The 12447-nt window shown below is 38.9% G+C and carries 10 protein-coding genes; 7 read left to right on the forward strand and 3 right to left on the reverse strand.

Features of this window, described 5'->3' with window-relative positions; all coding sequences use genetic code 11:
* Positions 1 to 379 precede the first annotated feature (379 nt).
* Positions 380 to 2728, reverse strand: a complete 2349-nt coding sequence (locus PISS_RS10350; protein ID WP_058155509.1) for a DNA polymerase II — start codon at positions 2726 to 2728, stop codon at positions 380 to 382.
* A gap of 60 nt (positions 2729 to 2788) precedes the next feature.
* Between PISS_RS10350 and dinG the strand changes: the two genes are divergently transcribed.
* Genes dinG through PISS_RS10380 form a run of 6 tightly spaced genes read left to right on the forward strand, consistent with a single transcriptional unit; the run spans position 2789 to position 7605 of the window.
* Positions 2789 to 4864 carry an ATP-dependent DNA helicase DinG gene (gene dinG, locus PISS_RS10355; protein ID WP_058154993.1) on the forward strand — a complete coding sequence of 692 codons (2076 nt, stop codon included), beginning with the start codon at positions 2789 to 2791 and terminating at the stop codon, positions 4862 to 4864.
* On the forward strand, positions 4864 to 5640 hold the full coding sequence (locus PISS_RS10360) for a TSUP family transporter (protein ID WP_058154995.1): 777 nt from the start codon (positions 4864 to 4866) through the stop codon (positions 5638 to 5640). The genes dinG and PISS_RS10360 overlap by 1 nt, the downstream gene beginning before the upstream one ends.
* Before the next feature lies 1 nt (position 5641).
* Positions 5642 to 6250, forward strand: a complete 609-nt coding sequence (locus PISS_RS10365) for a primosomal replication protein (protein WP_008467469.1) — start codon at positions 5642 to 5644, stop codon at positions 6248 to 6250.
* Positions 6250 to 7137 (forward strand): histone deacetylase family protein, encoded by an 888-nt coding sequence (locus PISS_RS10370; RefSeq protein WP_058154997.1) that lies wholly within the window; start codon positions 6250 to 6252, stop codon positions 7135 to 7137. The genes PISS_RS10365 and PISS_RS10370 overlap by 1 nt, the downstream gene beginning before the upstream one ends.
* Positions 7138 to 7187: 50 nt before the next feature.
* Positions 7188 to 7460, forward strand: a complete 273-nt coding sequence (locus tag PISS_RS10375; protein ID WP_058154998.1) for a late competence development ComFB family protein — start codon at positions 7188 to 7190, stop codon at positions 7458 to 7460.
* On the forward strand, positions 7453 to 7605 hold the full coding sequence (locus PISS_RS10380; protein WP_081745130.1) for a YbaM family protein: 153 nt from the start codon (positions 7453 to 7455) through the stop codon (positions 7603 to 7605). The genes PISS_RS10375 and PISS_RS10380 overlap by 8 nt, the downstream gene beginning before the upstream one ends.
* A gap of 2 nt (positions 7606 to 7607) precedes the next feature.
* Here PISS_RS10380 and PISS_RS10385 read toward each other — a convergent pair whose 3' ends face one another.
* Both PISS_RS10385 and PISS_RS10390 read right to left on the reverse strand, forming a co-directional pair.
* Positions 7608 to 8135 carry an SEL1-like repeat protein gene (locus PISS_RS10385; protein ID WP_058155511.1) on the reverse strand — a complete coding sequence of 176 codons (528 nt, stop codon included), beginning with the start codon at positions 8133 to 8135 and terminating at the stop codon, positions 7608 to 7610.
* Between the two features lie 243 nt (positions 8136 to 8378).
* Positions 8379 to 10535: an exonuclease domain-containing protein gene (locus PISS_RS10390; protein ID WP_058155000.1), complete on the reverse strand. Its 2157-nt coding sequence runs from the start codon at positions 10533 to 10535 to the stop codon at positions 8379 to 8381.
* Positions 10536 to 11021: 486 nt separating this feature from the next.
* Between PISS_RS10390 and PISS_RS10395 the strand changes: the two genes are divergently transcribed.
* Positions 11022 to 12446: a sugar porter family MFS transporter gene (locus PISS_RS10395; protein WP_058155001.1), complete on the forward strand. Its 1425-nt coding sequence runs from the start codon at positions 11022 to 11024 to the stop codon at positions 12444 to 12446.
* The last annotated feature ends 1 nt before the right edge of the window (position 12447 follow it).

The raw sequence follows: 12447 nt of genomic DNA on the forward strand, positions 1-12447 counted from the left end.
TTTGATCACACCTTGTTAATTAATTTGTGATCACGCTTCAGATGATAATACTTCAAACACAAGGCGGTCAACATTAAATTAACTTTAAAAGCACTTTGCATGACTTTTCATTATCATTTTTGGCGGTATTTTATTAGTTTTTTAAATTAATTTATGGATACGATTTAGAAACAAACTTGATAATTAGAAACAACATCATGGTAAACAATTGATTTTTATGAGTTTTAATAAATGATTTTTTAAATTACGCTTTGTATTCTTTTTAGATAAAATTGTAACCAAGGCCACAATTGTTAATTTACCTTTAAATTTTTTATTCACCTTTGAAGTTTATAGGCGAATAATTAACTATAAAAGACTTTTTAAGCTCATAGTTAAGCTAAAACAACGAGGCTTGTGTAGATTCAGATGCTGTGTTTAATGCGCTTAATATCATTTGCGCAACAGGGTCGAGCTGTCTTTGAATGTACAGTGGGTAGTTCAGAGTGTTTTTACCGCTATAAAGCTCAGCGCCGGTTACTGCGTAAACATATTCAATCACTTGCCCGCGTTTTATTTCAAACTCAGGATGATTCGCTTTGTATTTTTTAACAGCTTGAACATGAGGAGGAATATTTTTGATGTAATCGTTAAGGTGCTGCCCTAACCGCTTTCTATATACTAATTTACGGTCGAACTCACCATTATAAAGTTTTTGAGTGTAGCTATTTATAATATCGTGCAGTTGCTGTATTTCGAAGTTGTCAGTAAATAACGTCTCAAATAATTGTGTTTGAAACTCTTGTGCAAACTCAGTCCAGTCACTACGTACCGTTTCCATACCTTTAAATACCAGTTTTTTTTCATTATTTTTGGTTACTTGCCCTACATATCGCTTTTTAGAGCCTGTTTTTTTACCTCGTATAGTTGGCATAAAAAACGGACTGTAATGAGTTTCAAATTCAATTTCTAAATAACTATGTAAATCATAGCGTTGTTTTAAATCAGCTTGCCACATGGTATTAATATGATGAACAAGTTGGCAGCCAATTTCGTTGCATTGCTCAGGGCTTTTATCTTCACAAAGTTTTACAAACGTAGAGTCGGTATCACCATATATCACCTCAAAGCCTTGCGCTTCTATCCATTTACGGGTTGTTTGCATTATCTCATGGCCACGTAACGTGATAGAACTCGATAAGCGCGGGTCGTAAAACCGACAACCCTTAGAGCCGAGTACGCCATATAAACTATTCATAATAATTTTAATCGCTTGTGAGAGCATAGGTTGATTAGTGTCTTTTGCCTCTTGGCGAGTTTGTGTCAGGTGTGCAATTAATTTGGGTAGATGGTGCTGCGTTCTTGAGAATAACGCCTGATTAAACCCTTCAACCGCTTGCTCTGGTGCATTTAACCCTGCGATTAAACCTAGTGGGTCAATACAAAACGTACGCATAATTGAAGGGTATAAGCTTTTAAAATCCAATACCAAAACGTTTTTATACAGCCCTGGAGTCGACTCCATCACATAGCCACCGGGGCTCTCAAATGAGAGCCCATGATCGCCTAAATTGGGTGCAACATAACCACTGCGATGCAATAACGGTAAATATAAGTTTGTAAATGCGGCAACCGAGCCCCCCATGCGTTCCAGTTCGAGCCCTGTTATTTGGGTTCTGACAATGGCAAATTCAAATAGCTTTAATTTTTCGAAAATTTGATTAACCAAAATACAATCTTGACGATTATAAGCCGCTAGAGAAAACTTATCTTCGTTAAATTGACGAACAATTTCAGTTAGTCGGTTGTCGGTTTTTATTAATTTAGATTCGTTAAGCACACGCTCTGCAACATTGGCTAATGAAAAGCTGTCAAATCGGTAAGTGGCATTTTTTAATGTATCAATGCCATCAATGACGCACCGCCCTGGGAGCGTTAATCGGGTGTAATGACCCTTATTAATATATAAAGGTTGATTATCTCGACCAAAGTTTAGAGTAAGCCCTAACGCCTCAGCGCGTTCTTGCAATAAACTAAAATCAAAATCAATAACATTCCAACCAACAATAACATCGGGGTCATTATTTATAATGTACTGCTGCAGCTTGGTGAGTAGGTTAATTTCGTCATAGCACCAGTCTATTTCAAATGTCGAGTCGCTCTGCAGCTGTTGCTCACCTATCATCAATACACAATCTAAACCATTTCCCACCAGTGCAACACTAAATAACACCCCATCGCCATTACATTCTATATCCAAAGAAACAGACGTAAGCGTTGGCGTGTAATCTTTGTTTGCTTTTAACTTTGCGTCACTAATTTCAATAAAGCCATTTTTAGTTGTGGCGTTACCCGTTACCCACACACCTCCTTTAATAAAGCGCTCCATTAAAAAGCGGTCACTGTGGCGTACATCGGCTTCGTAAATAGGCATTGCTTGCTCTAAAAGAGCGCGTGCAGTATATAAACTTTTTATATCGTTAAAGTAACAGGCAACACATTCGTTGCCACTAAAATGACACAACTCAACCTTATTAAACTGCGCTTTTATATTTGCCTGTGCGAGTAAAGTATTTGCAGTATGTTGCGCTGACAATGGGATGAAAAACACTGCCTGCTGGTTTTCAATAATAACTTTAAGTGGGCCATGTTCAGAGCTTAGCCAATAGCACAAAGTAATACCTTGCGTATTTTTAGCGCTGTATTGTTGCCTTGATAAAATAAAGCCCTGATAGATTGCTTGTGTCAATGTTCGATCCCACTTAATATATACACTGTAATTATATACATATTTTAGGTTAATCATCACATGCTATCGAGCTCACTAAAAAAAACAATTAGACAAGTACACCAGCATGTTGCAAATAACCTAACCGATTACCGCCCTCGCAGTAGTCAAAACTATTTAGTTGCTGAAATCGCCAAAACATTAGCCGGTGAATACCATAAAAAACAACGTATTTGTGTTATTGAAGCAGGCACAGGCACCGGAAAGTCATTAGCTTACTGCCTAGGCGCTCTGCCACTGGCATTAGCACAAAAAAAGAAACTGGTTATTTCTACGGCTACTGTGGCTTTGCAAGAGCAGTTAATCGCTAAAGAACTGCCGTTTTTTAAAAAGCACTCAGGACTCGATTTTAAATTTGATTTAGTCAAAGGTCGCCAACGTTATATCTGTGCGCACAAACTTCATAATGCACTAAACAGCGATAGCCAAACTCAAATGGAGTTTATGCCTACCCTTACATCGCCATTAAGCGATATGGAAACTAAGTGCTTAAAACAACTTTACGATGCCTATATCAATAAAAAATGGCAAGGTGATAGAGACAGCTGGGCCGATACCATTCCTGATAGAGTATGGGGGCTCATTGCTTGTGATAAGCATGCCTGCCAACGTCAGATGAAAGCACACCAAACATGTCCTTTTCAACTCGCCCGCCAGCAGTTAATGCAAATGGATGTATTGGTTATAAACCATTCGTTACTGTTAGCCGATTTAGACTTAGGGGGCGGAAAAATTTTACCCGAGCCCGACAACACCATTTATGTAATCGATGAAGCGCACCACCTTACACATATTACCCGCGACTTTTCATCTGCTGCAGCTACGATAAAAGGCACGATAGATTGGCTCGACAAACTTACTAAATTCAGTGGCAAAATGGCCAAAGTGTTAGTGGGTCAAAAAGGCATTGGGCAAAACTTTAAGTTATGCGATAGCGTTAACGATGCCAACAAAGATTTAAAAGTGGTGCGCGATATACTCGACAACGCCGATTTTGAATATTCAAAAGACGATACCTATCGCTTTGAACATGGTGAAATTCCTAAATCGTTACACGCAAAAGCAAAAGACATTAGCGAAGCCACGCTTGATGCATTACGGTGTTTAAATAAGATGCACGATACCCTCACCCAAGATGTAAGCGACGGTGATATTAAACCTTATGTTGCCGACCCCATTCTGGCTGAAAGTGGGCAATACATAAACCGGTTAGAACAACTTAATAAATTATGGTTTAGTTACGCTACTAAAGGCGAAGGCACACCGCATGCGCGATGGATAAAACGACTTGAATATAAAAGCCATCATGATCACTTGCTTAGCGACTGCCCTATTGAAGTCGGTTACTATTTAAAAGATAAGCTATGGAACGAATGTGCTGGAGCCGTGTTATGTTCAGCTACCTTGAGCGCACTCGGTTCATTTGATCATTTTGCCTATGAAAGCGGCCTTGCCAAAGAAAAAGGGGTGAAATTTATTAAAGTCCCCTCTCCGTTTGACTACCCAAAACAAGCCACTTTACGCATTCCGGCCTCAAGTATAGAGCCAACAGATAAAGAGTTTAGCGATCATATTGCTAAAACATTACCCGAGTATCTAAACACTAAAAAAGCCAACTTAGTGTTATTTGCCTCTTACTGGCAAATGGACCATGTAAGTAAGTTTCTTAGAACAAAAGGATTTAACTTATTAGTACAAGGTGAAATGTCACGAGAAGCTTTACTCAAATTACATACTAAAAATATTGATGAAGGCAAAGGCAGTATTTTATTTGGTACCCAAAGTCTTTCTGAAGGGCTTGATTTACCTGGGAAATATTTAGAAAACCTGATTATTACCAAAATTCCGTTTGCGGTGCCCACCTCGCCAATAGAAGAAGCACAAGCGGAGTTTGTGCAAAGTAAAGGGGGGAATCCGTTTTTATCGATAACCGTCCCAGACGCAGCAAAGAAATTGGTACAAAGCTGTGGTAGACTGCTGCGCAAAGAAAGTGATGCAGGCACAATAACTATTTTAGATAGACGCCTAGTCACCAAACGATATGGCAAAGCCATGCTTGACACCTTACCACCTTTTAAAAGACAAATAGATTACTGATGTTTGAACTTGCACTCGACCCAACAACTTGGGCTATTTTATGTGGCGTTGCACTTTTAGCTGGCTTTATTGATGCTATTGCTGGCGGCGGTGGATTACTCACTGTACCAGCACTGTTAACGGCAGGATTACCTCCTCATTTAACGCTTGGCACTAATAAATTGGCCGCCAGTTTTGGCTCGTTAACGGCCAGTATCACCTATTATAAAAAACAATTATTTAACCCACGATTTTGGTTTGCTTCTATTATGGCTACCGCCATAGGTGCTTTGTTAGGCACACTTATTGTTGATCATTTAAGTATCGAGTTTTTAAATAAGCTCTTACCCATTATTATTATTTTAGTGGCTTGCTACAGCTTGTTTGGTAATTTAAGTACCACACAAAGTGATTATCTGCCTAAATTAACCCGCACAATAAAAGTAAAACAGTGGCTACAAGGATTAAGCCTAGGTTTTTTTGATGGTTTAGCTGGGCCTGGAACGGGAACTTTTTGGACTGCCTCAAACGGTATGCTTTATAAAATGAGTTTGCTACTCAATTGTGGTTTGGCGCGTTCAATGAATTTTGTTTCTAACTTCATCTCTCTGATCACCTTTGTTGCACTTGGCCATGTTAACTTTTTACTGGGAATTACAATGGGCTTCTTTATCATGCTTGGTGCATGGTTTGGCGCACATTCAGCTATTCGTTTTGGCAGTAAATTTATTCGCCCAGTATTTAATACTATGGTTATACTTTTAGCGTTAAAACTAATTTACGAGGCATACTTTTAATATGCAATCTGCTGCTTTAGACAAACTACGTCAACAAGTTGCTACGCTTAAGCAACAAGCTGAGCAATTTGATAAAGCAAAATTATTTGCTAAAAATCGTTATATGCAGGCACAGCCAAGCTTATTTGACAGAGCCGTATTTAGCACCAAAAGCATGAACTTGGTTGATTACGTAGTAGAAATAGAAGATGAAATAGCCAGCCTACCACCGAGCGACCACCGCCATGCCTACACTTACGCACTTGAGCGCATTGCCAGCCAAGTACAAGCGGTATTTAATGTAATTAAATCGACCCCTATTTGGGTGAAAGAAAATAAAAGTCATTATAAGCCTCGTGCTAAACAGCCTGTTTATAAACAAGCGGTGCAAAAAATCATGCAATCATCCCACGAATTATATGATGAACTTAAACAAAACCATGAATTTGAGCGCCGCCTGGTATTAATGATTGAAGAGCGTAAATTGCAAATGGAAAAAGCATCACCAGCGCAGGCACAAAAGCTTAACCAGGAAATTTTAACCACTCATGCGCGACTCGGGCGTTGTAGAAAAGCAATTTCTGCCACCGAAGACAAAATTCAACAAGTAGAAAAACAACAGCTACGCTAATGCAGCTTTTTTATCACCATCTGTACTCGCAATTAGAGTTACCTGAACGCCATCGCTTTCCAATTAAAAAGTATCAGCAGCTCAAGCATGAAGTTGAATTTTTAGGCTACACCCAGTTTATATCGCCTTCGCCAGCAACAACAGCGCAATTAAAATTGTGTCATAGCTCAGAGTACATCGCTGATTTTTTAAATGGCTCGTTAACTGACCAAGCAGTTAAAAAAATGGGATTTCCGCACTCACCTGAACTAGTCGAGCGAACCCTTTATTCTGTTGGTGCCAGTATTCAAGCAGCTGAGAATGCACTGCAAACCGGCTTAGCGGCTAATTTAAGTGGCGGCTACCACCATGCTTACAGCAATTACGGCAGTGGCTTTTGTATTTTTAATGGTTTAGCCATTGCGGCAGCGCATCTTATTGCAACGGAGCAAGCCGACACCGTATTAATATTTGATTGTGACGTACACCAAGGTGATGGTACCGCGCAAATAACCCAACAGCACGAGCATATAATTAGCTGCTCAATTCACTGTGAACAAAACTTTCCTCGGCAAAAACAGCACTCAAACTATGACTTTGGCTTACCTGCAAACACCACAGATGCAGAGTATTTAACAACACTAGAGCAAGCTCTTGAGTTATGTGTTCGCCTCCACCAGCCCGATATTATTTTATATAATGCGGGCGCCGATATTTATACCAAAGACGAACTTGGCTTATTTGATGTTTCTTTAGCTGGCGTATACGCGCGTGACTTTACCGTTCTTAACTTTTGTAAGCAGCGAAACATCCCGCTTATGTGCGCTTTAGGTGGCGGTTATCAACGTAACAGCAACAATTTAGTTAGTGTCCATAAGCAACTATTTAAAGCGGCTCTCGATTTATAACAATCCTTGGTATAGACTCATTACAGACAATAAAAAAGAGTGACAGGAATATGCGATTAGATGACGACATACACAATTTTTACGAAAAACTCGTTTTAGAAGAAATAGAAAAACGTAAACTTAATGAACGTTACAACGACGATATAATGGCTGACTTTTGCTGTACCGTACTCAATCAATTACCACCCCGTTATATTAGATACGATGTAGATATGGCGTTTTATTTAACTCAAACAGATCGTTTAGATATGCAGCAACGCGTTGAACTTGCCATTAATTTTGCGATTGATCAAATAGCTAAAAAGAAAGAGCTCCATGAGTAACCCGTTAGAAGACGCTCCCACACACGTGAAACTGGCTGTTGATTTAATTATGATTTTAGAGCAACACGATGTAGAGCCAGAAGAAGTATTAAAAGCGCTCGATATCGTAAAAAGTGACTTTGAAAAGAAGCTAGTTAGTAACTAGCTTTACTCTATTGTTTGTATTTCATGAACAGTGACAACACCATCGTGTTTATTACAATCAATTTTAATTTCGCCGAATGTGCGCCTAGGTGATGTTGACCTACGGCAGGTCATGTTTTGAGCTTTAACACCAAATTGTTCAATATAAACGGCAACAATTGCATCTATTTCTTGCTTTTCGTGTGTTGTCGCAGCGGCATAAAAAGTATCATATTGTTGTGACCAATTTTCAACGCCTGCTTCTGCAGCAACACCCAACCACCCCATACCAAGCTTAGTTGATTGCTCTAAATATTGTCCTTTTAAAAACATAAACGCTAGGGTGTATTGTGCACTTTTATAACCCAATGCAGCAGGTTCTTCTAAATAGTTAAAAGCCTCTTCAAACTCCCCTTTTCTGTATGCCTTAACACCATTATATTCTTTTTTCTTCATAGTATTATCGCTGTAAAGACTTATTGGTGACGAATTACAGCCAGTTATTAAAGCCATCAATACCAGCAAAGTGGCACTCAATTGTCGATGATTCATTATTATCCTTAATTTATTATTGTTTTTGCCCAGAAACATAACCACTTTTAAAACACCCGCCCCAAAAGTTGTTAACATAAATTTAATATTATCATGGGATTGCAAAGCTTACAGCGATTATTTTTATAAGCGTAGTTTTAATCAGCCATTAAAAATAGATAAACCTAATGTTTTAATACCCTGTATTTATACACAAGGCACTTTACTACTTTAAGCAAAATACATTTAACTGACGTAAATCTATCACTGACTGTCCGTTTGCTGAACCAGTAATAATAACTGCGCGGCCGCTTTGGCATCGTCTAATGCACGGTGATGGTTGGTTAAGTCTAAATTAAAGTGTGCAGATAAATTTCCCAGCGAATACGACTTTAATCCCTTAAATGCTTTACGTGATTCAACAACGGTACATAGTTTTGGCATTTTAAAGTTGATTCCCAGCCCCTCAAGCTCTTTTTTAATAAAACCATAATCAAAATTAACATTGTGAGCGACAAAAATACTACCCGAAAGCTTATCTAATAAAGTCGAAGCAATGTCGCTAAATATAGGCGCATCACTTACCATGGCGTCGTTAATACCAGTTAGTTTGGTAATAAAACGCGGGATGGGACGCTCTGGGTTTATCAATGTGGTCCATGTATCAACTATTTCGCCCTGCTTTACTTTAACAATACCAATTTCGGTAATGCGGTTACCGCCTTTTAGGCCTCCTGTAGTTTCAATATCTACCACACTATAAATACGGTTAGGGTCTACATACCACTTCACCGCTGCAATATTAACTTTAAATCCACTATTTTTTAAATTATCGATGCTCACTAGCTGGTTTCTTTTAAGCTTGTCTCCGGGCGCTTTTACCTCTTCAAAATGAACTGCGCTGTTATCAACAATCATTAAATCGGGGTAACCATCTTTTAATTGTCGGTAGTTTTTTGCCATGTTTTTTAAATGGCTTAATAGCGCATTTATCGGGCTGTTTAAAATAAGCATCTCTAATGGCTTTAATACATCTTTGTGCCATCTAAATAAGCCATTTGGTTGCTCATAATACTTCGCTGCATGGTTACACACTAAACTCAGCAATTTCTGGGCACTATTACACGCAGCTAGCCGCGCTTCTATTTGTGAGGATTGATTTAAATAAAAGGTGTCTGTTTTTAAGGCTTGCGGGTAAATATCAAATTCATTACAAGGCGGTGTCGGGGTTTCAATAAAGAGTTCTTGCCAAAAAACCAGCGCAAATAAGCTTTGCCACAAAGTATTTTCAGTATAAAAAACCTGTTTGCCTTGACGAGTGTAGTGATCACTTACACCTAACTCAACATCGCCACGGTAAAGTTCATCAACTTCTATAATACAGCGTGTACTGGCTAACATTTCACTAAGCCGTGAGCGTGTTTGCTTGTTAAATTTGCGCATTAAAAAGTCATCCGCAAAGTACAGTAACTCATCGGTGAGCGGATTTTCTATAATTTTCTCAAGTTGCGCCTTTACCCATTCTTTATTACCTAAACGGTATTGCTCTCTTATTTGAATTTCTAGTGCGTGCGCATCATCCTCGCAGGCATTAAGTACATCAAACGCTAATACAGGGTTAGTTGTTTTTAGTTGCTTATAAAGTATGACCAATAACTTATTCTTTAGCTCTCGAGCTACAGCCCCTACTGCTAATTCATTTATTAACTGTTTTGCTAACGTCTCATTTTCATTGTCATCTTTCGCGTTTTTAACGGCTAACCGAAAACGGTTTAACACATAGTTAGATTGCGCTTCCTCAATTGAGTCAAAGCGAGACAAACTTTCATGATGTCCTTGCCTAACAGGGGTTACCCCTAAATCTCTTAGTACAAACCGGTTTTGATGATTCACATCACCGGCACTGAGCCTGCCAATATACAAAAACTCAAAATACTGGTAACACTCATCTCTATTATTGATCACGTACTGATTATACAAATGCGAAAGACGCTCTGGCTTAGATTCAAAAAATGAAATAGCGACTTCAACTAAACAACTTTTAGCAGCACTTTTTTTAAATAGTGGTGGCAGCTCTTGTTGAGCTAACAACTCAATTAAGGCCGGCTTTGTTAGATGGCTAAGCAGTTGCTTAGCGTCTGCTTGTGAGGGGTCACAGATTAACCCAGCTGTTTTTAAATTAAAAAGTGCCTGATAAGGCGAAATAATCTCTTCATAATTTAATGACTGAGTTTGCACTAAATAAGGTTTACGAGAATAAATACGTGCTAGCATGCATTGGCTTTGCTCGTCGAGGGTGTTTATTTTATTAATAAATGTAATGTGCTTTTGCTCAAGTAAATGCATACATTTATCACTCACAAAGCCTATTAGCTCTTTAAAATGTGCCAAATAATATTTTGCTGGTAACTCTTTTCTCATAAAAACCGCCAATACTGTATATAAAAACAGTATAATTATTTGAGCGCTTTTAGCAACCCAATTAGGAGTTAATAGCCTTTTAGAATTTAAATTGATTCAATCTCGGGCGCTTTAATTTCAGCGAGGTTTGTTACCTAATAAACTAAGTTAAAACCGAGCACCCTTTTTATACCCTGGCCCTTATCTTCACCTGTGTAGATAGCAGAACCCTTCAAGCAGTGCGTGTTTAACATTAACGAAGCGTTAGTACCTATTTACGGGCATTCACATGGCAAAAGATCTATTTTGCTTAAAAACCAAACACACTGCTGAAACTTCAATCTCAAAAGATAAACAGACCCTCGCGCAACTCAATTAATTTATTTATGCATACGTATTACTATTGAAATATCTTTTTTAGCGTGATTACTCTGTGCTAAGGTTGCCCGCAAATTATTAGTGGTACTTTAACTTCATTACACATAATAAAAATTAGGATTGAACAACATGACAACACAGCATGCAACTAAAGGTGAGCAAAGCGCACAGACAAAGTGCTCACTTTTATACGTTATTTTTATATCGGCTGTTGCCGCCATTGGTGGCTTTTTATTTGGTTTTGATTCAGGCGTTATAAATGGCACTGTATCGGCATTAGGTAATACATTTAACTCAAGCAGTGTAGCAACAGGGTTTAATGTTGCCTCTGTTTTACTTGGTTGTGCGCTGGGTGCTTTAGCTGCTGGCCCATTAGCTGACAAATTTGGCCGTCGCGCTATTATGATTGTCACTGCACTTATATTTGCTATCAGTGCATTTGGCTCTGGTATTGCTGATAGCTCAGCTGAGTTTATTTTTTACCGCTTATTTGGTGGATTAGGTATCGGTGCGGCATCTGTTTTAGCGCCGGCTTATATTGCCGAAGTAGCACCTGCCAGCTTACGCGGCCGTTTAGCAACACTGCAGCAGCTTGCTATTGTGCTGGGTCTGTTTGCTGCCTTTTTAAGTAACTACCTAATTGCTAATGCCGCAGGCGGTGCCGAGGGTATTTTACTGTTAGACTTAGCTGCATGGCGCTGGATGTTTTGGGCTGAACTGGTTCCTGCAGGCTTATTTTTAATTGGGGTCTTGTTTATTCCTGAGTCACCGCGTTACTTAGTCGCACAAGGCAAGCTTAAACACGCTAAAACTGTATTTAATAAAATTTCAAACGATGATGCTGATGCGCAAATCAATGACGTTAAGCAGTCTCTGAAAAGCGATAAAAAACCAAGTATTCGCGATTTATTTATCGATGGCAGTAAAAAGGTACACCCTATTGTTTGGGTGGGTGTGGCCTTGTCAGTGTTTCAACAATTTGTTGGTATTAACGTGGTATTTTATTACGGTTCAGAGCTTTGGCAAGCCGCTGGTTTTGATGAATCACAATCACTGTTTATAAACGTGCTTGCGGGTACCACTAATATTTTGTCTACTTTTATTGCTATTGCTTTAGTTGATAAAGTGGGACGTAAGCCATTGTTACTGGTAGGTAGTATAGGTATGTTTATTAGTTTAAGTGCACTTACCTACACCTTTGGCAGTGCAGGCCTTGATGAAGCGGGCAAGTTAGCACTTAGCGAAAATATGGGTACCTTTGCTTTAATAATGGCTAACCTGTTTGTGGTATTTTTTGGTTTAAGCTGGGGCCCAATTGTGTGGGTACTGCTTGGTGAAATGTTTAATAACCGCATTCGCGGCGCCGCGCTTGCAGTTGCTGCTAGTGCGCAGTGGATAGCTAACTTTGCTATTACTATGACCTTCCCTATCATGCTAGGTAGTATTGGTTTAGCAGGCGCCTATGGCTTTTATACCCTCTCGGCGTTTATTAGTGTGTTTTTTGTAGTTAAATACATTAAAGAGACACGCGGTATGAAATTAGAGTCAATGTAAT

It is taken from the genome of Pseudoalteromonas issachenkonii, assembly GCF_002310795.1.
Lineage (GTDB): Bacteria > Pseudomonadota > Gammaproteobacteria > Enterobacterales > Alteromonadaceae > Pseudoalteromonas > Pseudoalteromonas tetraodonis.